This window comes from Pseudomonas sp. UBA1879, assembly GCF_002338065.1.
Lineage (GTDB): Bacteria > Pseudomonadota > Gammaproteobacteria > Pseudomonadales > Pseudomonadaceae > Aquipseudomonas.
In genome coordinates this window covers 383,197-408,493 of sequence record NZ_DDHJ01000015.1, presented here as the reverse complement: position 1 = coordinate 408,493, position 25,297 = coordinate 383,197, and the positions used below count along the sequence as shown (strand labels likewise).

Here is a 25,297-nt window from a genome sequence, read left to right as displayed (position 1 = left end):
GAATGGAGCAAAGTGCTCGTTTATGGCACGAGCAGGCCCACGCCTATTTGAAGCCGAGTTGCTCCGGAAGCCAGAGCACTATTTGCGGAAACGCGATGAGCGCAACACCGAAAAGAATCAGAATGGCCAAATAAGGTAATGTGGCGCGTGTCACCGCTGACAGTTTTTCGCCGGTAATGCCCTGAATAACGAACAAGTTGAAGCCGATGGGTGGATGCACTTGAACAATCTCCACGACAATCACCAGAAAAATACCGAACCATATCGCGTTGAAGCCGGCCGCTGTCACCATGGGCAATACAATCGGCAGCGTAATCACAATGATGGAAAAGCCTTCGAGAAAAGACCCCAGCAGGATGTAACCGAGAAACAGCACGAGCAACAACATGAAGGGCGATAAATTGAACTGCCCGACAAACGATGAGGCGGCATGACCTATCCCCAGAAATGCCGAGGCGCTGCCCAGAATCGATGCGCCGAAGATGATCAATGCAATCATCGAACAGGTGGTGACTGCGCCGAAACCGACTTCCTTGAGCTTGCTCCAGGTCAGATCACGTTGCCACGCGGCAATGATCAGTGCCCCAACAACGCCCATGGCCGCTGCTTCGGAAGGGGTTACGAGCCCGCCGTACATGCTGCCCAGCACCGTGAAGATCAAAAAAGTCACGGGTGCCAGGTACTTGAGCATTGCGCAACGTTCTGCCCAGGTCATGGCTTGCAGATGATCTTCAGCAGGCACCAGCGTCTTGTTCCATGTCGTATGAATCACGATCCAGGCCATGAAGCAAAGCGCCAGAATGATCGCGGGGACCAGGCCCGCGGCGAATAACTTGAGAACCGACACCTGAGCCAATACGCCATAGACGATCATGATATTGGACGGGGGCACCAGAAAACCCAGCGTACCCGCGCCCGCCAGGCTGCCCATCGAGATGCCCTTGTTGTATCCGCGACTCTCGAGCTCCGACAACGTCACACGGCCGACAATTTGTGTGGTGGCCGCCGATGAGCCGGAAATCGCCGCGAATATCGAACAGCCAATCACATTGGAATGCAGCAACTTACCCGGTAACAAACTGGCCCAGGGCGCCAGCCCTTTGAACAGCGCCGATGAAATACGCGTGCGAAAAAGAATTTCGCCCATCACGATGAACAACGGAAGTGCTAGCAACTCTTGGTTGGTCATCACGTTCCAGGCGTATTGCGAAACCAGCCGATCCACCGGGACGGACTTGAAAATGAACAGTGCCAAGGACCCTGTTATCGCCAGTGTCAATCCCACCCATATTCCGATGGACAGGCCGCCAAATAAAATGGCGCCGATCGTTGCGAGTATTGTGCCCATTTACGTAACCCCTGCTGTCAGGTCGGATAACTAGCGGATGATATTTTTGTCCTCGAGAGGCTCGCCCAAGTACAACTGCCCCAGCCGAGCAAGTAATTGCAGCGCCAATAACAACGCACCCAGGGCAATAAAGGCCTGTGGAATCCATAGTGGCGTGTTACTGGCCAATGAGCGTTCATCCGCTATAAAGGCTTTGAACGAAAAGTGTGCCATTGCCCACGTGAAAAACACTGCAAACGCGAGCCCTGCCAATGCGGCGATCATTTCAACGATCTTGGCCTTCGATGGAGAAAGGTTCGCCAATAGCACCCTGACCCGGATATGGCCCCCTGCTCTCAGGGTCAGCGCTGCGCCAAACGTGAAGGTGACGGCCATCAGGTACGAGCTGTACTCCCAGGCAACGGGAATATCCCGCGGTAACCAGGGCACCCAAGCGGACAAAGTCCTGACCACGATGCCCATAATCATCATGGCGCACAGCAAAAACAGGCAGAGTGCGCCGAGCCAACCGTCGAGCCGGGCCAACTTATCGACGACATTGAGAGCTGCTTTTACAGCGATCATCCTCGATGACCGCGCACTCGATTTGTCGTTCGCTGAGAGCCTGACGTCGCAGCCTTCGTCAGGGGAAAGACTTTTCTCCTTGATAGGCACACGCACCTCCTTACTTGCCGACATCGGTCAAGTATTGTTTGAGCAGCGGTTGTGAGGCGGGCACAGACTGTTGAAAGGCCGACCACGTCGGTTTGCCTTTTGCCGCCATGAAATCAAGCACCGTGGACGGCGGAGCCATAACGTGCATGCCATGGGATTTCAACGTTTCAATATTCTTGCTGTCTTCGGCTTTCGCCATGTCCCAAAACACCGGTTCCAAGCGCGTGGCAATGTCTTCAATACGCTTCTGATCTTCCGTACTTAAATCATTCCACACATCCAGATTGACGGTGACCACTTCAAAGTTGGTCTGCCAATTGACCACATTGCAATAATTCAGGAATTCCCAGAACTGACCATCCACTGCTGAAGAGGTCGACGTCGATACACTGTCAATCACACCGGTTGCCAGGGCGGGTACCACTTCGCCCCAGGGTATTTGTGCGGGAGAAGCGCCCAAACTTCGGAAAAAGTCGCTGCCTGCTCGGTCGGTGGTCCGAATTTTCATGGTTCTGAAAATATCCGCGCTCGACAGTTCGACTTTTGAAAATACGTTCTGACTCGGCCACGGTACGACAAACAACAACTTCTGGTTGTAGTGTTTGAACACGTCGTCATAAAACCCTTTGCTGACGGTTCTAAAGACTTTCATTTCGTCGAACCCGGACACCACATAAGGCAGTGATGATGCGCCCATGACAGGCACCAGGCCGGATTGCTGAGTCATTTGGAAGGAACCGATCGGCACCAGTCCGTCTCGCACGGCGGCAAGCATCTCAGGCCCCTTGAACCCCAGTTGACCACCGGGGTGTACCGCTATTTTCACGGCGTCATGGGTGGCTGCGGCAACCTCTGCAGCGAATTGTTCGTCGATTTTAGTCTGGTAATTTCCCGGCGAATTCGCGGTGGCGAAGTCCCAATCAACAGCGAATGCTTGTGTCTGCGCAACGGATACAGTGGCCATCGCCAGCGCGATGCTCAACCGCTTGATCACTTTCATTGTTCAATCCCTCTTTACATTCGTGTTGATGATGAGGCACTGCTGAGGTGTTCCAGCCCGAGTCTAGAGAGTCGCCCGTACATGTGCCAGTTGAAAAAAAACACACCTGTTGAGTAAAATTCATCAGCCTAAAAGTGAGGAATTACTATATTTACAATGATCAAAATGTCTGAAATTCTTGATCGCGAAAGTGCCGGACCTGAACACATCTTTGTTGGTTTCCAAGGTGTGTAAGTACACGAACGCTATTTCACTTTAGAAATAAGAGGGCATGAGCAATGGCAGGTGAGATACAGCTGGGCGGGAAAACATTTACACGGCGCTTTGTTAAAAGCGGCGATATTCGTTTTCACATGGTAGAGGGTGGCGTCGGGCCGACAGTGGTCCTTATTGCCGGGTTTCCGCAGACCGCTTATGCATGGCGGCGCATCCAACCCTTACTGGCGGACAATTACCGGACCATCGCCATCGACCTGCCAGGCCAGGGATATTCAGACAAGCCTATGAGCGGCTACGACACGCAAACCGCAGCGCGGCGGATCAATGATGTGCTGAAAACCATCGGCGTTGGCCGTCACTTTTACGTGGGTCACGACATAGGCTCCTGGATCGCCTATCCCTACGCCCACGATTACGCCGATCAGTTGGACGGTATCGTGTTTATCGACGGCAATATTCCCGGCATCACGCTCAAGTCAGAAGTGTCGGTCACCTCGCCGTCGAATTGGAAAAGCTGGCATTTCCTTTTCAATTCGGTGGCCGACCTTCCGGAAGCCCTGCTGTCTGGCAAGGAACGGGTCATGATCGAGTGGTTCTTCAACAAGAAAACAGCCAACGCAATGACCGCGTTCGAGCCTGCGGACGTCGATGAATACGTCAAGGCGTATGCGTCGCTTGGCGGACTGCGTGGCATGCTCGGCTACTACCGGGCGGTGGAAGAGGACATTCGCCAGAACAAGGCGCTGTTCGCCAACAAGATAAAGACCCCTGCCCTGGCCATCGGTGGCGATGTCGGCAGCGCACCGGATATTTTTGAATTGATGAAGCCCCTGTGTGAGCAACTGTCAGGGAGCGTGTTCGAGGAATGTGGGCATTACATCCCGGAAGAGCATCCTGAATTGCTGGCTGCCGAATTGATCAAATTTTTCACGTCGTGTCAGTGACTGCCCTTCGGCCGCCCCCCTTGCGCCATGAGGGAGGCGGCGTACCGCTTGATCCTTTCCTACCCTTTGCCGTTGACTCCAGACCCGTCGCACCAGCCCGGTGCACGCCCTTTGCGGTTTCTGCATGGGGCGACCAACCTGAGCCTCATACGCCCAGGATTGCGAACGACGCCTGCGAACAACGCCTGCGAACACCACCCGCTTTCGCAGTGACTTGAAGCGTGTCCGGCCTGGACCTTCATCAATCCGTGATGACCTGTGGCGTAGAACTTGCTTTCTCCCTGTTCACAGTGCGATTGGGCGTAGGGGGAAACATGGGTGCCATTCCGAAAAAAGCAGCGGTCGATGAAGCTGATCTTGTGGACAGCACGCGTCGCGCTCGCTTGCCGCCAATGAAATCGCTGATCGCTTTTGAAGCGGCCGCACGGCATGGCAGCTTCACTCAGGGCGCGCTGGAAATTGGCATCACGACGTCAGCGGTCAGCCACCACATTCGCCAGCTCGAGGATTTTCTTGGCGTGCCGCTGTTCAACCGCCACGCAGGGCATGCCGTGCTCACGGTGGCCGGTCATACCTATGCCCGGGAAGTGGAGCAAGCTTTTGGCATGCTGGCCAATGCGACGAGTGTGATCGCCCCGCAATCGTCGAACAGCTTTCTCAACATCGCTGTGCCGAACAGTTTTTCCGTGAAATGGTTACAGCCTCGTCTTGAGCGTTTCTTGAAAGCCAATCCTCACTTCCAGGTACGCCTCGCCACGCTGCACACCCACGAACTCGATACCAATCGCTACGACATCGCGATCGCCCATGGCCCTCAACCAACCGGTGTGAAGTTTGTCGAACCGCTGCTCGTCGAACGTCTCAGGCCGTTGTGCAGCCCGCAACTGGTTGAACAACTCGGCCTGCGCGCGCCGCAGGATCTGGCAAAGGTGACGCTCATCCACTCCAACAACCCGCTCAACTGGATCGACTACTTTCGTCGTCTGGGCAATCTCGCCATCAAGCCCGCCCACGACTTGTGGCTGGACAGGTCGGCAATGGCAATCGAAGCGGCCGTCAACGGTTTAGGGGTTGTGTTGGAAAGTGACATTCTTGCTGAAAACGAACTGCGGGACGGACGACTGGTCGCGCCCTTCAACGACCAGGCGTTCACGGTTGAAAACATTTCCTATTACTTGATCCGCTCGTCGAGCATGCGCAATGCCATGGAAGCGGACGTATTCCGCAAGTGGCTTCTGAGCGAGATCAAGGCGGCGAATCTGAAGACCGTCTGCTGATGACGCCGCCGCGCGACGCGGCGGCGCTGAACGCTTTCGCAGACCTTGACTGTGCAGCGTTCCTTGAGCGGTCTGGCAGGCTTGCCAAGGCACATGGCGACACCCTTCGCAGGCGCGCAAGCGTCAGGTCAGACACGCAAGCGTTCGCCTGATGGCTGCCGACAGGACACGGTCAGTGCCTGACTGAACCCTGCGCAAGATCGATTACGGTCTGGGGTTCGTCGAGGTCAAACCGGTTTGTCCTCGGTTTCATCGATGAACTTCAGGATGCTGACGCCGCCGCGCAGGATGTCGTCGGCGATGGCCTTGCGCGCCTTCGCGGGTTTTTTATCTCGCAGCGCATCCATCAGCACCAAATGCTCGTCGGCCCCGATGTAGGAGTTGTGGCCAAAGGTGTAGAACAGATTGAGGATCGGCCCCATGGAGACCCACAACCCCTCGATTTGAGCGGTAAGCATGTCCATGCCCGAGAGCCTGTACAGCGTGAAGTGAAACTCTCGGTTGTGATGCATGGCGGCCAGCCCGTCGTTCTTTCGATCGGCTTCTTCGAACAGATTGTGCAGCTCCAGAAGCCTGGCCAGGTCGGCGTCGGTCACATGATGGGTGGCCATTTCGGCGGCCAACCCTTCCAGCGCAATGCGGATGGTACGGACCTCCAGATAGCGCGCCCGGGTCAATGCGGGCACCGTGGCAAACCGGCCGGAGCGGAGTTCCAGACCACGCTCGCTCACCAGCCTCAAACACGCTTCACGCACCGGTGTGACGCTGGTGCCCAGTCGCTCTGCAAGGTCCTGCATGACCAAGCGTTCACCCGGCTTGAAGTTCCCGGCGATCAGCCCTTCACGAATCGAAAAATACGCCCGAGCCGAAAGGTTGCCTTGCTCCAAGGGTTGAATCTGCACAGTTAGCTCCTGATGGTTTCGGTCCCGGATGGCGGCACGGCGGCTTGCACACCCATAAGCGATGAGGCGCCTCTTATAACATATAGGCGCTGGGGTGCCGATGATCGCCAGCGCCGAAGGCGGCTGCCACGCTGTCTTCGGCGCATCGCGACATGAACGGCTAGACCAGGGTTTTCAAGACGTCCTCGATCACCCCGAGGGACTCATCGAGTATCTCCCGGGTATGGGCCGTCGACAGGTACAAGCGTTTGAGTTGCATCGGCTGGAAGATATGACGCTGTTCGATCAAGCCCCGACGAAACGCCAGGTCGCGCGCATCATCATTGCGCAACAGATCGGTGTATTGGCGGTACGGCCCTTCGAAGAAATACAGCAGCCAGGCCGACCCATAACCGGCGCTTTGGGCCGGAATGCCCAAGCGCTGCACGATGGCGTCCAGTTGCGCGCGCAGGTAGTCGCCCGACTCGAACAGCTTCTCGTATGTCCCGGGGCGCGCCAGTTCTTCGAGGGTGGCCTGCACCGCCGCCAGGGTCGAAGGCGTGCCATTGCAGGTCCCGCCCATGAAGACGCCCTTGGGACCGGTCAGACCGATCAAGTGCATCAACTCACGTTTCCCGGCTATGAACCCCACGGGATAGCCCGACGAGGCCGCCTTGCCGAACGTGGCCAGATCCGGTGTCACGCCAACGATCGATTGATAGCCGCCCAGGGCGTGCCTGAAACCGGTGATCACCTCATCGAAGATCAGCACGACGCCATGGTCGCGTGTCAGGCTGCGCAGGTCTTTGAGGAAAGCGTCCGTCGCCGCCACCGCCCCCATGTTGTGAGCGATGGGCTCGACGATGATGGCGGCGACCTCCCCCGGATGAGCCTTGAGGTACTGCTCGACCGCCTCGGCATCGTTATAAGGAAGAACGGCCGTGTAGTCGGCGGCGGCGTGGAGAATGCCGTCGGACATCGGATCGAATTGACCGATCCGGTCTCTGGCGGTCTGGCCGTTCATGGCGACGTAATCGTGCCAACCGTGGTAGCCGCCTTGAAATTTGATGATCCGTTTACGCCCCGTGGCTGCCCGCGCCAGGCGCAGCGCGTGATAGGTCGCCTCCGAGCCGCTGTTGCAAAACGCAATCTGCTCCGCACACGGGATGTAACTGACAAGCGTCTCGGCCACTTCGACTTCCAGATCAGTGATGCCCGCCCCCATCAAGTCCATGCGCTGCGCCACTTCGAAGACGCGATCGCGAATGGCCGGATGGCCGTGTCCCAGGACATGGGCGCCGAATCCACAGTGAAAATCCGTATGGCGATGACCGTCGGCGTCGAACAGATACGCCCCTTCCGCGCGCACGAATGCATAGGGTTGGCCGAGTTTGCGGCTGGGACTGAGATGACCGCCTGGCAAAACCTTCTCTGCCCGGGCATACCACGCTTGGTTAGCCGACATGGCGCTGCTCCTTGCCTGAATGGTTGGCCAACGCTTCGCGGACGACCGCCTCGATGCCTGCCGCATCCAGCCGGTAATGCCGATAAAGATGGGTCGGCGGCGCGATGAGGCTGTACTCATCATGAATGCCATGGCGAAGCAGACGCACACCGGCGCCCTCATCGGCCAGCACTTCGGCCACAGCGCCGCCCAGGCCGCCGAGCACGTTGTGTTCTTCGACGGTGATCAGCAGGTTCGTTCCAGCGGCAGCGTTCAGGATCGCCTCGCGATCGATGGGCTTGAGGGTGTGCATGTCGATCACGCCGACCGCAACACCGCTTTCAGTCAGTGCTTTGGCGGCTTCCAGCGTCGGGTGCAACATGCTGCCCGTGGCAATCAGCGTCACGTCGCGGCCCACGGAATGCACGATGGCTTTGCCGAACTCAAAGGTGACGTCCGCCGGATAAACAGACGGTTCCTGACCGCGTCCGATGCGGAAATAAATCGGCTGCGGATGGTGAATCGACGCACGAATGGCGGCTGCCAGCTGTGGACCATCCGCCGGGGCGACCACCGTGAGATCGGCGATGCTGCGCATGATCGCGATGTCTTCAGTGGCGTGGTGCGAGGTGCCATAGAAGCCGAGGCTGATGCCGGTGTGATGTCCGATCAGACGCACCGGCAAGGCCGAATACGCCACGTCCATGCGGATCTGCTCACAGCACAACAACGCCAGGAATGATGCGAAGGTGGCCACGAACGGCATGGTCCCGGTGGTGGCAATGCCGGCTGCGGCGCTGACCATGTTCTGCTCGGCGATACCAAACTGGATGAACAGCTCAGGGTGTTTCTCGGCGAAGCGGTTCAGGCCGTTGGAGTACTGCAAATCGGCGGTTCCGACAGCGATGGGATGGCCGTCGGCGACCAGATCGAGCAGCCCTTCCGATAAATAGTCGAGGCCCGGATTGATCGCGTTCAGTTGGCGGTACTGCCAGCTTTTCGGGTTGACTGGCGCACTCATTGAACACCTCCATTGGCTTTGATTTCTTCGATGGCCCGCACTTCGTCTTCCGGCGCAAGCCAGCCCAGGTGCCAGCCAGGTTCGGTTTCCATGTACTCCACACCCTTGCCCTTGGCGGTCAGGGCGATCACGCAAACCGGCCGTTCCCGCGCAGGCTCGGCTTTCAGTTCGCGGAACAACGTCGCCATGGCGGCCACGTCATGGCCGTCCACTTCCCGGACGTCCCAGCCGAAGGACCGCCACTTGTCGGCCAGCGGTTCGATGCCCACTACATCATCGACCTTGCCGTCGAGCTGGTAGCCGTTGCGATCGACGATGGCGATCAGATTGCCGGTCTTGTGATGCGCTGCCGCCAATGCCGCTTCCCAGACCTGCCCTTCTTGCATCTCGCCATCGCCCAGCAGCACGTAGACGTCAAAAGCATTGCCCCGCAAACGCCCGCCCAGCGCCATGCCCAGGCCGCCCGACAAGGCGTGACCAATGGACCCCGAGCTGAAATCCACCCCCGGCACCTTGCGCATGTCCGGGTGATCCCCCAGCGGACTGCCCAGGCGTGTGTAGTCATCCAGCCAGGCCTTGTCGAAGAAATCCCAGTCGGCCAACAGCGGGTACAGGCCGACAGCCGCGTGGCCCTTGCCCATCAGAAACCGGTCGCGGTCAGGCCACTTGGGCTCACCGCGCTTGAGGCGCATGGCGTCGTAGTACAGCGCGGAAAAAATCTCCGCACAGGAGAACACCGAGGTGTAGTGGCCGACCTTGGCGATGGAAATCAGCCGCACCGTCTCAAGGCGCACGAACAGTGCGCGCTCTTTCAGACGAGCGATCTGCTCGGGCGTCAACGGCGTTACGGGATCACGAACCGCAATATTTTCAGCGGGCATGAGGGCACTCCTGAGTGGGTTGATCGAAGCCTGATGCGGCCTTCTTCTTACAACTTATAATTTATATTTTGTAGAATCAACCACCGATCGATGTTTTTATTTTTTCTTGCCGAGGGCTTGCGTGACGTTGAATTCGGTGTCAATCATATAAGTTATAAGTGATCAGTAACGCTCAACGAGGCTTTTGATGATGCAGGAAACTACCCCTCACCTCACCGAATTGGCCCGCACGGACGTGCGCTTTCACCTGCATTCGCAGACCAATCTGCGGGCGCATCAGCAGCAGGGTCCGCTGGTCATCGAGCGAGGGTCAGGGATCTACGTAACGGATGAACACGGCCGCGAGTACATCGAAGGGATGTCGGGCTTGTGGTGCGCGGGGCTGGGGTTTTCCAACCCTCGGCTGGTGGATGCGGCGCAGCGCCAGATGGCCGTCCTGCCCTATTACCACACGTTCAACCATCGGGTGCCGAACGTGGTCGCACAGCTGGCCGAACGCATTGCCAGCCTGGTGCCGTTGGAACAGCCGAAGATTTTCTTTGCCTGCTCAGGCTCCGAAGCCAACGATTCGATGATCAAGCTCGCCTGGGCATACCATCGCGCTCGCGGCAATGGCAGCAAGCGCAAGATCATGGCCCATCAGAAAGGCTTCCATGGTTCGACGGTGATGGGCGCCAGCCTGTCGGGGTTGCCGAACATGCACGCGGCCTTCGGTTTACCGCTGGAAAATAGCGTCCTGCACGTGCAGTGCCCGCACTTCTATCGCTACGGCGCTGAGGGCGAAAGCGAGGCGCAGTTCACCGAGCGGCTGCTGCGGGAGCTGGAGCAACGCATCGAAATGGAAGGCGCCGACACCATCGCCGCGTTCATCTCGGAGCCGGTGATGGGCGCCGGTGGCGTGATCGTCCCACCTTCGGGTTACTTCTCGGGCGTGCAAGCGCTGCTGAAGAAGCACGACATTCTGTTTCTGGCCGACGAAATCATCTGCGGGTTTGGCCGTACGGGTCAGTGGTTCGGTCATCAAACATTGGGCTTTGCCCCGGACATGATGGCCTGCGCCAAGAGCCTGTCTTCGGGTTACCAACCCATCTCCTGCGTGGTGGTCGCCGGCAATGTGTATCAGGCCATCGAAGAGCAGAGCCAACAACTGGGCGGCTTCGGCCACGGCTTCACCTACTCGGGCCATCCGGTTGCGGCCGCAGTGGCGCTGGAAACCCTGACCATCTACCAGGAAATGCACCTGCCGCAACGCACCGAAGAGCTGGGCCGTTTGCTGCACCAGCAACTGGAACCGTTGCTGGCGCACCCGCTGATCGGCGAGCTGCGCGGCGTCGGTTTGGTCGCCGGGCTGGAACTGGTGGCGGACAAAACCACTCGTGCATCCTTCCCGGCGCACCTCGGCATCGGCGCGCAAGTCGAGCGGGCTGCCCGGGAGCAAGGCCTGATTGTGCGCAATATGGGCGACTCCATCGCCTTGGCGCCGCCGTTCATCATCACCGCCGACGAGATCAGCGAACTGGTCGCCCGCCTGACCCGCGCGTTGAATGTCGTCGCTCTGGCCAACGGATGGTTGCTGTGATGAACGCCAAGGCCGCGGTCCTTCACACCACCCTGCCGTTGATCGAGTTCAACGGCGTTCAAAAAAGCTATGACGGCAAGACGCTGGTGATCAAGGACCTGAATCTCGGCATCAGCCGGGGCGAATTCCTGACCCTGCTCGGCGCCTCAGGCTCCGGCAAAACCACGACGCTGATGATGCTCGCCGGTTTCGAGACCCCGACCCGGGGCGAGATTCTCATGGGTGGCACGCCGATTCAGAAAAAACCGGCCCATCAACGGGGCATGGGCATGGTGTTCCAGAACTACGCGCTGTTTCCGCACATGAGTGTCGAAGAGAACCTGGCATACCCGCTGAAAATGCGCGGCCTCAATCGCACGGACTTGCAGGCCAAGGTCAAGCGCGCCATCGACATGGTACAGCTACACGGCATGCAGCAACGCCGTATCACCGAGCTTTCCGGTGGGCAGCAACAGCGCGTCGCTCTGGCAAGGGCGATGGTCTTCGAGCCGGAAATCATTCTGATGGACGAGCCGCTGGGCGCGCTGGACAAGAACCTGCGCGAACACATGCAGTACGAGATCAAGCAACTGCACAAATCCCTGGGCGTGACCATCGTCTACGTGACCCATGACCAAAGCGAAGCACTGACGATGTCCGATCGGGTCGCCGTCTTTCATCAGGGCGACATCGCACAAATCGGCTCGCCGATGGCGCTGTACGAGCACCCCGAGAACGCCTACGTCGCCAACTTCATCGGCGAGAACAACGTGCTGATCGGCACCGCCCGGCATCGTGATGAGCAGACCTGTGACGTGATTCTGGAGAACGGCCTGCAGGTCGCCGGATCCGCCAAAGCGCTCAAGGGCCTGCGACCTGAACGGGTCGAACTGGTGATCCGTCCGGAGAACATTCGCTTGGGTCCGGTGGCAAGCATGCCCTGGCAGGCCACGGTGACCGACAGCGTTTACCTCGGCGACCACCTGCGGGTGCATCTGAGTTTGAGCAATCAGCAGCCGCTGATTGTGAAAGTGCCCAACAACGCCCTCTTCAAACAACTGCGACCCGGCCAGATGACCGGCTTTGACTGGAGTACCGACGACGCCCATCTATTCGAATTGAGCTGATCCACCGCTGCACCCCTAACCCTGAGTCTCGATAACAATAATGATCCGAGAGGCAACCATGCACACCCTCCCTGACACCGTTTAGCTCGTCACTGCCCGTTTGTGAACCTGGTTTTTCTTTTTACATCCCCAAACAGCAGGAGTGACAAACATGTCCTCGATATTCCATCGCACCGCACTGATTTGTTCGATTTGCGCCGCTACATTGCTTGCCAGCCACGCCGTACAGGCCCGAGACCTGACCGCCGTCGGCTTCGGCGGCGCCACTCAGGAAGCGTTCGATAAGGCCTACTTCAAACCTTATGCAGCACAGAGCGGCAAACCCGTGGTGCAAGACACCTACGGTGGCGGCATCGCCAAACAGAAAGCCATGGTCCAGGCCGGCAACCCCACGTGGGACGTAGTGCAGATGGACGAAAACGAAATGGCCCTGGCCTGCGAGCAAGGGCTGTTGGAACCCTTGGACCACAGTAAGTTGAGCAACGCCGCCGATATCCCAGCGGACAAGTTCGCGCCGTGTGGCGTCGGCGCGATCGTCTGGTCGGAAGTCATGACCTACGACAACAAGAAATTCGCCAGCGACGGCCCCAAAACCTGGTCCGATTTCTGGAACGTCAAGAAATGGCCTGGCAAGCGTGGCCTGCGCAAACAAGCGCGCATGACCCTGGAAATTGCCCTCATGGCCGACGGCGTCAAGCCTGCCGACGTCTATACGGTGCTGGCGACCAAGGCCGGTCAGGATCGCGCCTTCGCCAAGCTGGACGAGATCAAGCCCTACATCCAATGGTGGGAAACCGGCGCTCAACCCCTTGAATGGCTGTCGTCCGGCAGTGTTGCGGTCACGGCTGCCTATAACGGCCGCATCGCCATCGCCAACCAGCAAGGCGGGCATTTCCCCCTGATCTGGAACCAGCAGCTCTACAGCATGGATTACTGGACCATCATCAAAGGCACACCCAACCTTGCGGACAGCTACGCCCTGCTCGACTACATGGTCAGCCCCAAAGCCCAGACCGCCTTCGCCCAAGCGATCCCCTACGGCATCGTCAACGCCAAGGCCCAGGCCGCACTGGACAAGCAGACCTTGAGCAATCTGCCCACTGCTCCCGCGAATCTGGAAAATGCGCTGTTGCTCGACACGCCGTTCTGGGTCAACTACGAGGAAGACTTGATGGCGCGCTTCACCAATTGGGCGGCGAAGTAAGCCTGTCCTTTGCTTGAATGGCGGCTTCGCTCATCCGAAGCCGCTGCCTTCGAATTCCGAGGTCAGTCGATATGTCCGCCCCTGCGCTGGAATCACTTGCAAGCGCCCACCAGAAGTCGAGTCGAGAGAAACGCTTCGTCTCGATCTTGCTGCTGTTGCCGCTGTTGATCTACACCGCTGTCTTTTTCGTTCTGCCCATCGGCATGATGCTGTATCGCGCCGTCAGCAATCCGGAGCTGGTACAAGCCTTCCCCCGTACGGTCCAAGCCTTGGAACAGCGCAGTGACGATACCCTGGGAGTGCCGGACGATGGGGTGTTCGAAGCGATTGAACAAGATTTCATCCATGTGAAAAACATGGGCGTCATGGGTGAAGCCGCGCGGCGTATGAATTACGAAAACAGCGGTTATCGCTTTCTGATCACCGCCACCGCTCGACGCTACCAATGGCCCGCCAATCAGCAACCCGTCAGCGGCGAATCCCCTCGCGCACGTCTGACCGCCATCGACCCACGCTGGTCAACGCCTGAATTGTGGGAAGCATTCGAACGCGCATCACCGGCCTACACCTCGTATTACCTGCTCAGCGCCCTCGACCTTGAACGCACGGCCCATGGCATTCAACGTGTGGAGCCGGACAAACGGGTGTATCTCGACCTCACGTTCAAGACGTTGAAAATCGCCTTTATCGTGTCTGTTCTGTGCTTGCTGCTTGGCTTTCCCTTCGCGGTCCTGTTGGTCAAGGCGTCACGACCGTTTCAGATGCTGTTGATCCTGGCCGTCATGCTGCCCTTCTGGACGTCGCTGCTGGCGCGAACCACCGCCTGGATCGTGGTGCTGCAAGAGAAAGGCATCGTCAACACCCTGCTGCTCAAGCTGGGGCTGATTGAGCATCCATTGCCCCTGATCTTCGATGCACTGGGGGTGTATATCGTGATGGTGCACATCCTGCTGCCCTTCACCGTACTGCCGCTGTACAGCGTGATGAAAGGCATTCCGGCGCATTACATGCGCGCATCGGGGTCGCTGGGGGCGCACCCGGTGCGCGGGTACCTGCATGTCTATTTACCGATGACCCTCACCGGCATCGGGTCCGGTACGTTGTTGACCTTCATCGTCGCCGCTGGCTACTACGTCACGCCTACGCTGGTGGGCAGCGCGCGGGAGCAGATGCTCGGCTATTTCATCGCCTTCTACACCAACACCACTGTCAACTGGGGGATGGCCTCGGCGCTGGGTCTGGTGCTGATCCTCTGCGTCATGGCGATCTATCTGGTCGCCGCGCGGCTGGTCGGCATCCGCCAGATCGCCGGCCTCAAGTAATCGGGAAACTGCCATGAACCATTTCACCCTGTGTTTCATCAGTCGCAACCTGCTGCGCCTGTTCGGGCTCGTCATGATCGTCTTCATGATCATGCCCTTGCTGGCCGTGGTACCGATCTCGTTCAGCAGCGGCACGTTCCTGTCCTATCCGCTGCCGGGGCTGTCCTTGCGCTGGTATGAAAAAGTCTTCAGCGCCGGCCCCTGGCTTCAGGCCTTGCGCAACAGTTTGCTTGTGGGTTGCGCCTCGACGCTGCTGGCGACGCTGTTGGGGACCCTGGCGGCGATGGCATTCGCAAGGCGCAACCTGCCCGGCGCGACCAGCCTGTTGGCGCTGTTGATCTCGCCGATGATCATCCCCCCGGTGATTTCCGGGCTGGGCATGTATTTTCTGTTTGGCCAATTGGGCCTGACAGGCACCCTGACCGGGATGATCCTGGCCCACACCGTGCTGGCGACGCCGTTTGTCCTCATCAACGTCGCCGCCAGCCTGCAAGGTCTGGACATGAGCCTGCTGAAGGCCGCTGCGATGTCGGGAGCGTCGCCGCTGCGGGCGTTCATCAACGTCGCCCTGCCGATCATCGCGCCCGGGGTGATCTCGGGGGCACTGTTTGCCTTCATGACATCGTTCGATGAAATTGTCGTCGTGCTGTTCATCGGTGGGCCCGGTCAGCGCACGCTGCCACGGCAGATGTTCGACGGCATCCGTGACACCATCGACCCGTCTATTGTCGCCATGTCGTCGTTTCTGTTGGTCGTCGGGTTGGCGGGTTTGCTGACCACGACATGGCTCTCGTTGCGCTCAAGCAGAAACCTGAAACAACCGGCCGCCTGATATTCAGCGCCACACCCTCATTCGCAGCCGCCGGCCTGACAAACGCTGGCGACACTTTCAGGAGCAGTATTCATGTACATCGTCACAGGCGGCACCCAAGGCATCGGCGCCGCAACCGTGGAAAAACTGGTCAGCCTCGGCCACCCGGTGGTGTTCACCGGACGCGATGAAACAGCGGGCACCCAACTGGCCGCGCGCCTGCCCGACTGCACGTTCGTCGCAGGCGACGTATTGAATGAGGAGGACTGCCGCAACGTCGTCGCAACCGCGCTGCGATTGGGCGACGGCAAGCTGGCGGGGCTGGTGAACAACGCAGGCATGTCGGGTCGCAAAGTCTTTACCGAGACCTCCCAGGAAGATTGGGACACGCTGTTCGCCGTCAATACGCGCTCTGTGTTTTTCTACACTAAGCATGCGCTGCCAGGTCTGATCGCCGGCCGGGGCGCCGTCGTGAACGTCTCTTCCATTGCGGGCAAAACCGGCGAGCAAGGGCTGGCCACCTACTGCGCAACCAAAGCTGCGCTGCTGGGTCTGACTCAGGCGCTGGCCCTGGAGTACGGCGGGCAAGTACGGTTCAACGCCGTCTGCCCCGGACAAATCGCCACGCGCATGATGGACAAGATCGTCAACGACGAAGCCCGCCTTGCGGCGTTGACCGCCCGAATTCCAGAAGGTCGCCTGGCATCGGCGTCGGAAGTGGCAGATGCCATTTGCTGGCTGCTCTCGCCAGGCGCCAGCTACGTGAACGGTACAACCCTGACGGTCGATGGGGGGGAGACAGCCGGGTTGCTTTCGCCCAAATCCTGAGTGCTGCCGAGGGGCCGATGAGCGTCCTGTGCTTGAGCGGCCGTAAAACGCATCAGCTCAAGCCAGGCGGTTAATGCCTAAGTCCAGGAAATCATTGCCACCATGAATGTCCACTTCTCTGCTGCCGCATTGGGACATGCAAGACCTTCAGAGCGAATCACTGAAGGGGATGGCACTCACACAGCAACTGCGCCACCCCGACTCACGCGGCAGTGCCGGGGACAAGCGCATGCTTCGTGATCGCTCAGCGCAATCCGAAGCCCATCCGGGTCAGCTCTGCGACCAGTGCTTCACGCCCGTGCAAATTCGACACGCTGCGCAGCCGGTTGACCACTTGCTCCGACCAACCCGCGGCCTTCATGCCTTCGCGTTCATAGAACGCCCCTAGCCGGGCGTCATAAGCGGCCAGAACGCTTTCCTCCTCAGCCGTCGAGTAGGTCTCATGATGAAGGACGGCACGCTGTGGCAATCTCGGCTTCACATTGGCCGGGCGCTCACTGGACGGGTAACCCACGCACAGGCCAAAGACCGGATAGACCTGCGGCGGCAACTCGAGCACCTGGCCGACTGCCGCGATGTCGTTGCGGATGCCACCGATATACACGCTGCCAAGCCCCAGCGACTCCAGTGCGACCACCGCGTTTTGTGCGGCCAGGGCTGCATCGATGGTGCCAAGCAGCAGGCTCTCCAGATAGGGCAGCGTGGCCAGTTCAACATCGTGCTGTTCGCCAATTCGTGCGACACGTGACAAGTCAGCCAGCCAGACAAAAAACAGCGGTGCCTGGCGAATGTGGGCTTGATTGCCCGCGAGGGTCGACAGGCGACTCTTGCGCTCCGGATCCTGCACCGCCACCACGCTCCAGACCTGAAGATTGGAAGACGTGGAGGCGGATTGTGCGGCGGCGATCAGGGTCTCGATGGTCCCTTCCGGCAAGGCCTGGTCAGTGAAAGCACGGACACTGCGATGATCGAGCAACAGATCGAGGGTGTCGTTCCACTGCGAGAGCGGCGAACTGTCATCCACCCCGTAGCGAGCAGCGAGTTTCGAGCGGGCGTTGTCTGTCATGGTGAGCGCTCCAAAAGGCTGTGAGGCTATCAAAAAGCGTTCAGCCTCACACGCCTGCGGCAGCAAGTTTCATCTGGCAGGGACAACGACTCGGAAAGCGCTTCAGCGGCGAATGTCGACGTGTTGTAAAAGTTCAATGCCGCAAACGCAGCGAGCCCGCCCACCGATGAGACGTTGACGATGCGCCCGCTGCGACGTTCGGGTGGCGGGTCTGCTCTCCAAGACCCGCGCGTTCACCCATTGGATCGCCGAGCGCCTGCGCTTGCCGCCTTGGGCTGTCCCGCCCGATAACGGCTCCGGGCCTGATTGAATCGACCAGCGAATCAGCGGGTGGCGTCTTGAACCTCAGCCTGGGACGCCGCGTATATGGCATCTACGATGTGCTCGTAGCCGGTGCAGCGACACAGGTTGCCACTGATGGCTTTGCGTATCTGTTCTCTGGAAGGTGATGGCTGATGACGAAGCAAGTCGGCGGCCACCACCATCATGCCGCTCGTGCAGTAACCGCACTGAAAGCCGTTGTGTGCGACGAATGCCGCCTGCAGGGCCTGAAGCTGTGCCAGGCCTTCGATGGTTTCAACGTGGTGTCCTTGCACCGACGCCGCCAGCACCAGGCAGGATTTTTTCACCTGGCCGTCGATCAGCACCGTGCAGGCGCCGCAATCCCCGGTGAGGCAGCCGATTCGCGTGCCTTGAGCGTTGGCGTTGTCACGCAACATCTCGACCAGCAACAGCCGTGAGTCAATGTTCAGGGCACGCGCTTTGCCATTGAGCGTCAGGTTGATAGGTATTGTGGTCGTCATCGTTGTATCCGCTCGATCGTGGTTTTCAGATTGCGCCTCACCACCGCTGCGGTGATCGCGCGCCGGTATGCGCCGTCAGCCAGTTCATCGCTCCAGCCCTCGCCCACCCCAGCGACGACACTGGCAGCCAGGTCGTCTATCCATGCCGCCGAAGGGTGCAGTTCGGCCCTGTCCACCTGTCGCGCCTGGTAGACCGGGCAGGCCGCGGCGCCGCCGACGGCAAGGCGCACCTGAGCCTGAGGCCCCGGATGAATGAAGCTGGCCACTGTGACGATGGGCCACGAGCTCGCGCAGGATTTGTGCTTATCGTAGTGGCTCGCGCAGGCAGCGTCCTGCACGGGCACTCGAATGCCGATCAGCAATTCGGTGCTGCGGCGTGCCGTTCGGAAGGCGCCCAGGTAAAAATCCCGTGCCGGGAGGGTTCGAACGCCTTCGGTCGACAGCAACTCGAAGCTCGCCTGCAGCGCGACCAGACACGCGGGGGCGTCCGAGGCGGGATTGGCATAGGCCGCCGAGCCGCCGAGCGTACCCTGATTCCAGATCGACGGCCCGCCAGTGATCCCGTCAGCCATTAGCCGCAACAAAGGCAGGCTGTGTGCAATGTCGGCAGACGCGAGCAGTTGCGCGTAGGTGGTCATTGCGCCGATGTACACGTAGCCAGCGCGCCGGGTGATGTGATCGAGCTTCAACGCCGACAGTCCGATCACATTCGCCGGCCGCACCTGGTTGGCGGACATCGCGGGTACCAGCATGGTGCCGCCGCCCAACACCACAGCGTCGTCGGCCAAGGCGCCCAACAGGTCAGCCGCCGCCGTCAGGGTCAAGGGTGCGTGGTAGTGAAACGGTTGACCGATCATGGTGTGCCCTTCTGCAATGCGGTGATGACCCGGGCGGGTGTCATGGGAACGTGTTCGACCGTGGCGGCATCCCCCAATGCATGGGCGACGGCGTTGCCCAGTGCTGCCATCGCGCCGCCCAGCCCGGACTCGCCCGCGCCTTTCATGCCCAGGGGGTGGAAGGGATTGGGCGTCACGACATGGCCGATGCGAATGTCCGGAATGTCCACTGAACGCGGGATGAGATAGCTCTTGAAGCGATCACTGATCATCCGTTGCCCCTTGTCGAATTTCAGCTCCTCCCAGAGCGCTGCGCCAATGCCCATGACCACCGCTCCTTTGAGCTGCGCTTCGACCAGCGCCGGATTGATCATGACCCCGCAATCGTGGACCACGGCATAATCCAGCAGTCGGGTGATACCGGTCTCCATGTCGAGTTCGATCGCGGCGGCGTGCACGGAATATGAGAAGGTCGGGTACGTCGCGATACGCCCTTGAGCATCGGGCACAACACGCACGTTCTCCGGCGCGAAGCTGCGGGTGATTTCCAGTGGCAGCTGTGTCCCGGCGGCCACAGTGAAAGGACGCAAATGCACGCCCATGGCGATCTGCGCCACGGACACGCGGGTATCGGTGTCGGTGCGCCAGGCGTGGCCGTCCCGCAACACGATGTGGTCGGCACCGCCGCCGAGCATGTTGGCTGCGCACTGAAGGATGCGGTCGCGCAATGCCTGCGCCGCCAGATAGGCCGCTGTGCCGCCGTACATCAAGGCTCGGCTACTGGCATTACCGGTTCCGACCGGGGTTGCGTCAGTGTCGCCCTGAATGACACGCACCTGGTCCGGGTTGAGCCCCAGTTCGCCAGCGACCATTTGCGCGATCCCGGTATCGCTGCCGCTTCCTGGCGTCGTCACCCCGGTCAACACCTGAATGTCGCCAGACGGCATGAGCCGCACTGTGGCCGTCTCATAGCCGTTGGGGAAATTGCCGGGGCGCGCGCCGCCTTCCGGGGTCAGTTCGAACGCCAGCCCGATGCCCAGCCGTTTCACCTCCGCCCTCGCCGCCTTGGCGCGCTGGCACCACTGCTCATAACCGAAGAGCGGAAGAAGCTGATCGAGTGCGGCGGCATAGTCGCCACTGTCGACGTTGAGGCCGGACGGCAACAGCCGCGGCAATGCGTCCCGCGCCACCAGATTGCGCCGCCGCAGATCCACCGGATCGAACCCGGCTTTGGCCGCGAGCAGATCGATGGCGCGTTCCAGTACCAGGTTGCCGATTTCCTTGCCATAGCCGCGAATGGCCTGCCAGGGTGGCTGGTGAGTGATGGCGAGGGTGCAGTCGACATCGGTGTTTTCCAGGGCATAAACGGTGGGGAACACCGCCGGGGTGACCAGTGCCATCGCCCAACTGTGCCCGGCGCCAATGATGCCGACATCGACCAGAATGCTGTCGCGCCAGCCAATCAGCCGCCCCTGCTCGTCTGCGGCAATCTCGAACCGGTGATGTTGCGAACGCGCGCCTGCCAGCAACGTTTCCCGGCGCTCCTCGACATACGCCACGGGGCGCTGGGTGATACGGCTCAGCACGGCAACCAGCACCTCCTCGGGGTGCCCGGCCATTTTCAGACCGAACGTGCCGCCGATCGTGGGCGCAACGACCCGCACATCGCTTTCGCGCAAGCGCATCGCGGCCGCAATCAGCCACCGGCTGGTGTGAGGATTCTGAAACGTGCCGGTCATCGTCAGCCGCTGCGCCCGTTCGTCCCAGTCGGCGATATAGCACAGGGTTTCCATGGGCGCGCTGGTCGATGAACCAATGGTCAATTCACCTTCGGCGATGAACGCCGCGCGGGCGAAGGCGGCGTCGGCGTCACCGGCGCGAATCCGGTCGCGTATCAGCACATTCGTTGTCCAACCCGGCTGGACCACCGGCGCCCCCTCCTCGATGGCGGCCCGTGCGGAGGCCGTGGACGTACGCACCTCATACGCCACGCCAATCGTGTCGAGCGCCGCCTGCGCCGCGTGGATCGATTCAGCGACCAGGGCCGCCACAGGCTGGCCGAAATACACCACTTCATCGACGGCCAGGCAGCGGCTCTGCAGCGGGCCCTTGGCGCCCGCCGCTGGCAAGTCCATGGCACCCGGCATGGCGTCGGCAAACGCCAGGGCCTGCGCGCCCGTCAGGCCAGCCACCACGTCGGGCATGGCCAAGGCCGGAGTTAGGTCGATCGAAAGAATCGCCGCATGGGCATGAGGGCTGCGCAAGATCGCTACGTACAGACTGCCCTTCGGGATCACGTCCGCGCTGTAGGCAATCCGTCCCGATACATACTTGTCGCCATCGATCCGCGACACATTCGCGCCTAGCAACCCGGCAGGTTGTGAATCAGGTTGATCAATCACTGTCATGACTACCGTTTTTATTGTCAGGAAGAGCGTAGGGGTTTCTCACCATCAATGACTTGGGCTTGTGCGCCCGGCATCGGCAGCGGCGCACCGCGTATCCCCACCAGCAGCACCACGGCCCCGGCCACGAGCAAGCCGGTCATCAGGTACAAGCCGCTGTCGAGCGACCCGGTCACGGTCTTGATCCAGCCCATGGCCAACGGGCTGGCGAACCCGCCGAGCAAGCCCAGGCTGTTGATGAACGCGATGCCTGCAGCGGCAGCAGGCGCTCCTGCAAAATAGTCGGAAACCAATGACCAGAGTAGCGGCAACGTCACGAATACCGCCGTCGACGCCACGCACAGCAGGGTGATCGTGATGACCAGACTCGGCGAGAACGGCAAGCCCGCCAGCGCACCCGCGCCCACCAACGCCGACAGGGAGGTGTGCCAGCGGCGTTCAAGGTGGCGGTCAGAGCTGCGACAGATGATCACCATGCCTACCACGGCCACGCCGTAAGGGATTGCCGACAGCCATCCAAGACGTTCGACGCTGGCGATGCCGGCGCTTTTCAATACGGTGGGCAGCCAGAAACTCAAGGCATACGTGCCGCAGATAAATGTGAAGTATGCAGCCGAGATCAGGTAGACCTTGGGATCGCCAATGACGCTTCTCAGTAGGCCTGCGCGATGCGGCGCCGCGTGTGCCTGATCGACCGCCAGCGCACCGCGCAACAGCGTGCGCTCGGTCGCGTTCAACCATTTCGCTGCGTCAACGTCATCGTCGAGCCAGAACCACACGAATGCGCCCAACACCACGGCGGGCGCGGCCTCGACGATGTACAGCCATTGCCAACCGGCGAGCCTCATCAGGCCGTCCAGGTGGGACATGGCCCAGCCGGAAACGGGGCTGCCGAGCAGGCCGGCGATGGGAAAACCGGTCATGAACAGGCCCAGCATCTGCCCGCGCCGATGGGTGGGAAACCATTGGCTGAGGTAATAAACCACGCCCGGAAAGAAACCCGCCTCGAAGACCCCGAGCAGAAAGCGCAGCGTGTAGAACCAGGTTGTGCTGGACACGCACGCCATCAGCATGCCGGTCACGCCCCAGCAGACCATGATCCGGGTGATGGTTTTTCGGGCGCCGATGCGCTGCAACAGCAGGTTGCTCGGCACCTCGAAGAGGAAATAGCCGATGAAGAATATGCCCGCCCCGAGGCCGTAGACGGCATCGCTGAAGCCCAGCGATTCCTGCATTTGCAGCTTGGCGAAGCCGACATTGATCCGATCCAGATAAGCGACCACGTAGCAGACGATCAAAAGCGGGACCAGCCGCAGGGCGACCTTCAGGTACAAGGCATCTGTCGAGGTCTCTGGGGATGAAGCCGACGGGGGGATCTCGCTGATCATTGCAGTCTTTCGTGACATGCCGAACCCCCTCTCAGCGCAAATCGATGGAGATGCCGCTGAGCGGCACGCCCTTGCAGAGCCGGTGGCTGCCGGTAAAGACCGATGGGTGCAACCCTGTTCATATTGTGTGCCTCCAGAGCGAATCGACGTCCCTCTAGCCGAAGGCTGCAGGCCGTGATTCTGGTCGAGTGATGCGCGTTTTTATAAATCGTTATTGGGCATTACTGATCGATCGAACAGTCAGCAACTTAGCCCTCGAATGCCAGTCAGTCAACACAAAAACGCTTACCTGTAGGGCTAATTTTTGCTGTTGACTGATCGATCAGTCAGGGAATAGGATCGACGAGCTCATGCCGTGATCACCCCTTCGGTGAACGCGTTGTGGTCCCCCTCCTTCTTCGGAAAAGGCATCGTGCAATGACTACATTTGACGAATACGCGACCAAGTTTGAAAAGATACGCATGACCCGCACTGACGGCGTTCTGGAAATGCATTTCCACACCAACGGCGGCCCACTGGTGTGGAACCTGGTGGCTCACCGCGAGTTCGAGCAGGCGTTTCTGGATGTCAGCCGCGACCGCGAGAACGAAGTGGTGATCATGACGGGCACCGGCGATGATTTCAGTGGCCCGCCCATCGCGCCGGGCCAGCATGAAAATCGCAATTCGATGACGCCGACCATCTACGACCCGATCTTCTGGGAGGCCAAGCACCTGCTGATCAATTTCCTCAACATCGAAGCGCCGGTGATCACCCTCATCAACGGCCCTGCGTATCGTCACGCCGAGATCCCCCTGCTGGGTGACATCGTGCTGGCGTCCGACACCGCACTGATCCAGGACACTGCGCACTTCCAGGGCGGCATGGTGCCTGGCGACGGCATGCACCTGCTGATGCCGCTGCTGATGGGGCGCGCCCGCGGCCATTACTTTCTGCTCACCGGCCAATCGGTCTCGGCGAATGAGGCGAAGGACATGGGCCTGGTCAACGAGGTCTTGCCCGCTGGCGACCTGATGGGCCGCGCCCATGAGTTGGCGCAACTGATGCTTCGCCAGCCGCGCCTGGTCCGCCGCTATACGCGCACCTGCCTCAACCACGAACTCAAGGCCCGTCTGCACGACGTCCTCGGCTATGGCGTGGCGCTGGAAGGCCTTGCGCGGATGAAAGAAAACGCTGTCTGAGCCCCCCCCCCCCGCAATCGAANNGACGTCCTCGGCTATGGGGTGGCGCTGGAAGGCCTTGCGCGGATGAAAAAAAACGCTGTCTGGGCCCCCCCCCCCCCGCAATCGAACGTTCAACAACGCACAACAAAAGGAACGCCACATGACTGTAAGCAGCTTGACCAGACCTATCGACATGGTGGGCTCGGTGATTGACGTGATCGACTCAACCCCCGACGTGTTGGGCGAGTCGATCATCTGGGATGAGAAAACCCGGCTCCTGTGGTGGGTGGACGGCATTGGCCAGTCTATTCATCGCCTGGACATTTCCAGCGGCGTCAAGAAAAGCTGGAAGATGCACGAAGAGATCGGCAGCATCGGCCTGCGCCAAAAAGGTGGGCTGATCGTCGGCATGCGCTCAGGGCTGTATTTCTTCTCGGAGCAGACCGGTGAACTCACTGAAATCTGCCGTCCGGACGCCGATCGCCCGGGCAATCGTTTCAACGACGGCAAGACCGACCGTCATGGCCGTTATTGGACCGGCACCGTCGAGGCGGCCGCCTACACCCCGCGTGGTCGGCTGTACCGACTCGACCCTGATCTCAAGCCGACCCTGATCATGGAAGGGATCACCTGCATCAACGGGATCAGCTTCAGCCCCGATAACCGTCTGATGTACATGACCGACTCGTTCAGCACCCAAATCGACGTGTTCGACTACGACTCCGTGGACGGTGCGATCTACAACCGTCGTCGTTTTGCAGACGTACCCTTGGGCAGCGGCATCTGCGACGGATCGACCGTAGACGCCGACGGCTGCTTCTGGGCCGCGAACATGGATGGCTGGGGCGTCACCCGCTACGACCCGCGTGGCCGCATCGACATGGTGATCCGCTTGCCGGTACGTCGCGTCAGCAGCCTGTGCTTCGGCGGCCCGGACCTGGACACGCTGTTCATCACCACTGCGCGCCGCCGGATGAGCGAAAAGGAGCTCGCCCAGCAGCCGCTGGCGGGTAACGTGCTGGCGGTGAGACCAGGTGTCAAAGGACTGGCCGAACCTGAGTTCCGCGGCTAAGCCCACCGGGTGCAGGCCTGAAGGGCGCTGCTGCAGGGGGCAGC

22 protein-coding genes and 1 pseudogene are annotated in these 25,297 nt (G+C 60.2%); 10 read left to right on the top strand and 13 right to left on the bottom strand.

Annotated features, from left to right (window positions below; genetic code table 11):
* Positions 1-43 precede the first annotated feature (43 nt).
* The 3 genes from B3N48_RS16960 to B3N48_RS16950 are packed head-to-tail and all read right to left on the bottom strand — an operon-like array spanning position 44 to position 3,002.
* Positions 44-1,348, bottom strand: a complete 1,305-nt coding sequence (locus B3N48_RS16960) for a TRAP transporter large permease (RefSeq protein ID WP_296185650.1) — start codon at positions 1,346-1,348, stop codon at positions 44-46.
* Positions 1,349-1,378: 30 nt separating this feature from the next.
* Positions 1,379-2,002, bottom strand: a complete 624-nt coding sequence (locus B3N48_RS16955; RefSeq protein WP_296185648.1) for a TRAP transporter small permease subunit — start codon at positions 2,000-2,002, stop codon at positions 1,379-1,381.
* A 10-nt stretch (positions 2,003-2,012) separates the two neighbouring features.
* Complete coding sequence (locus B3N48_RS16950) at positions 2,013-3,002, bottom strand: TRAP transporter substrate-binding protein (protein ID WP_296185647.1); 990 nt, start codon at positions 3,000-3,002, stop codon at positions 2,013-2,015.
* A gap of 278 nt (positions 3,003-3,280) precedes the next feature.
* On the opposite strand from B3N48_RS16950, the gene B3N48_RS16945 reads away from it, so the two are divergent.
* Positions 3,281-4,165 (top strand): alpha/beta fold hydrolase, encoded by an 885-nt coding sequence (locus B3N48_RS16945; protein WP_296185646.1) that lies wholly within the window; start codon positions 3,281-3,283, stop codon positions 4,163-4,165.
* Between the two features lie 221 nt (positions 4,166-4,386).
* Positions 4,387-5,442: a LysR substrate-binding domain-containing protein gene (locus B3N48_RS16940; protein WP_296185644.1), complete on the top strand. Its 1,056-nt coding sequence runs from the start codon at positions 4,387-4,389 to the stop codon at positions 5,440-5,442.
* A gap of 227 nt (positions 5,443-5,669) precedes the next feature.
* Here the strand turns inward: B3N48_RS16940 and B3N48_RS16935 are convergent, their stop codons facing one another.
* The 4 genes from B3N48_RS16935 to B3N48_RS16920 all read right to left on the bottom strand — a co-directional run bounded on the left by B3N48_RS16935 (position 5,670) and on the right by B3N48_RS16920 (position 9,669).
* Positions 5,670-6,344 (bottom strand): GntR family transcriptional regulator, encoded by a 675-nt coding sequence (locus B3N48_RS16935; protein ID WP_296185642.1) that lies wholly within the window; start codon positions 6,342-6,344, stop codon positions 5,670-5,672.
* A gap of 160 nt (positions 6,345-6,504) precedes the next feature.
* Positions 6,505-7,788 (bottom strand): aspartate aminotransferase family protein, encoded by a 1,284-nt coding sequence (locus tag B3N48_RS16930; protein ID WP_296185640.1) that lies wholly within the window; start codon positions 7,786-7,788, stop codon positions 6,505-6,507.
* Entirely contained in the window at positions 7,778-8,788 is a 1,011-nt protein-coding gene (locus B3N48_RS16925; RefSeq protein WP_296185638.1) for a transketolase family protein, read from the bottom strand. Before B3N48_RS16925 ends, B3N48_RS16930 begins: the two co-directional genes overlap by 11 nt.
* The gene (locus B3N48_RS16920) at positions 8,785-9,669 is read right to left on the bottom strand and encodes a transketolase (protein ID WP_296185636.1); all 885 of its coding nucleotides are present in this window, start codon (positions 9,667-9,669) and stop codon (positions 8,785-8,787) included. The genes B3N48_RS16925 and B3N48_RS16920 overlap by 4 nt, the downstream gene beginning before the upstream one ends.
* Positions 9,670-9,856: 187 nt before the next feature.
* Here B3N48_RS16920 and B3N48_RS16915 point away from each other — a divergent pair, with 187 nt between their 5' ends.
* The 6 genes from B3N48_RS16915 (at position 9,857) to B3N48_RS16890 (ending at position 16,519) form a co-directional block, all read left to right on the top strand.
* Positions 9,857-11,248, top strand: a complete 1,392-nt coding sequence (locus B3N48_RS16915) for an aminotransferase (protein WP_296185634.1) — start codon at positions 9,857-9,859, stop codon at positions 11,246-11,248.
* A complete protein-coding gene (locus B3N48_RS16910) occupies positions 11,248-12,354 on the top strand; it encodes an ABC transporter ATP-binding protein (protein ID WP_296185632.1) in 1,107 nt (368 codons plus the stop codon). The genes B3N48_RS16915 and B3N48_RS16910 overlap by 1 nt, the downstream gene beginning before the upstream one ends.
* A 151-nt stretch (positions 12,355-12,505) precedes the next feature.
* Positions 12,506-13,558, top strand: a complete 1,053-nt coding sequence (locus B3N48_RS16905) for an ABC transporter substrate-binding protein (RefSeq protein WP_296185629.1) — start codon at positions 12,506-12,508, stop codon at positions 13,556-13,558.
* A 71-nt stretch (positions 13,559-13,629) separates the two neighbouring features.
* Positions 13,630-14,880 carry an ABC transporter permease gene (locus B3N48_RS16900; RefSeq protein WP_296185626.1) on the top strand — a complete coding sequence of 417 codons (1,251 nt, stop codon included), beginning with the start codon at positions 13,630-13,632 and terminating at the stop codon, positions 14,878-14,880.
* Between the two features lie 13 nt (positions 14,881-14,893).
* Positions 14,894-15,712 (top strand): ABC transporter permease, encoded by an 819-nt coding sequence (locus B3N48_RS16895; protein ID WP_296185624.1) that lies wholly within the window; start codon positions 14,894-14,896, stop codon positions 15,710-15,712.
* 72 nt (positions 15,713-15,784) lie between these two features.
* Positions 15,785-16,519 (top strand): SDR family NAD(P)-dependent oxidoreductase, encoded by a 735-nt coding sequence (locus B3N48_RS16890; RefSeq protein ID WP_296185622.1) that lies wholly within the window; start codon positions 15,785-15,787, stop codon positions 16,517-16,519.
* 244 nt (positions 16,520-16,763) lie between these two features.
* On the opposite strand, the gene nfsA is transcribed toward B3N48_RS16890, so the two are convergent.
* From nfsA to B3N48_RS16860, 6 genes and pseudogenes are all read right to left on the bottom strand, one after another.
* Positions 16,764-17,585 carry an oxygen-insensitive NADPH nitroreductase gene (gene nfsA / locus B3N48_RS16885; protein ID WP_296185620.1) on the bottom strand — a complete coding sequence of 274 codons (822 nt, stop codon included), beginning with the start codon at positions 17,583-17,585 and terminating at the stop codon, positions 16,764-16,766.
* 29 nt (positions 17,586-17,614) lie between these two features.
* A pseudogene (locus B3N48_RS16880) lies at positions 17,615-17,773 on the bottom strand (hypothetical protein); the annotation flags it as partial.
* A 135-nt stretch (positions 17,774-17,908) separates the two neighbouring features.
* Positions 17,909-18,388 carry a (2Fe-2S)-binding protein gene (locus tag B3N48_RS16875; protein WP_296185618.1) on the bottom strand — a complete coding sequence of 160 codons (480 nt, stop codon included), beginning with the start codon at positions 18,386-18,388 and terminating at the stop codon, positions 17,909-17,911.
* Positions 18,385-19,245: an FAD binding domain-containing protein gene (locus tag B3N48_RS16870; protein ID WP_296185616.1), complete on the bottom strand. Its 861-nt coding sequence runs from the start codon at positions 19,243-19,245 to the stop codon at positions 18,385-18,387. Before B3N48_RS16870 ends, B3N48_RS16875 begins: the two co-directional genes overlap by 4 nt.
* On the bottom strand, positions 19,242-21,632 hold the full coding sequence (locus tag B3N48_RS16865) for a xanthine dehydrogenase family protein molybdopterin-binding subunit (protein WP_296185613.1): 2,391 nt from the start codon (positions 21,630-21,632) through the stop codon (positions 19,242-19,244). The genes B3N48_RS16870 and B3N48_RS16865 overlap by 4 nt, the downstream gene beginning before the upstream one ends.
* A 17-nt stretch (positions 21,633-21,649) precedes the next feature.
* Entirely contained in the window at positions 21,650-23,035 is a 1,386-nt protein-coding gene (locus tag B3N48_RS16860) for an MFS transporter (protein ID WP_296185611.1), read from the bottom strand.
* Between the two features lie 399 nt (positions 23,036-23,434).
* On the opposite strand from B3N48_RS16860, the gene B3N48_RS16855 reads away from it, so the two are divergent.
* Both B3N48_RS16855 and B3N48_RS16850 read left to right on the top strand, forming a co-directional pair.
* Complete coding sequence (locus B3N48_RS16855; protein ID WP_296185607.1) at positions 23,435-24,199, top strand: enoyl-CoA hydratase/isomerase family protein; 765 nt, start codon at positions 23,435-23,437, stop codon at positions 24,197-24,199.
* A 142-nt stretch (positions 24,200-24,341) separates the two neighbouring features.
* Positions 24,342-25,253, top strand: coding sequence for an SMP-30/gluconolactonase/LRE family protein (locus B3N48_RS16850; protein WP_296185605.1), 912 nt, complete (start codon positions 24,342-24,344; stop codon positions 25,251-25,253).
* The last annotated feature ends 44 nt before the right edge of the window (positions 25,254-25,297 follow it).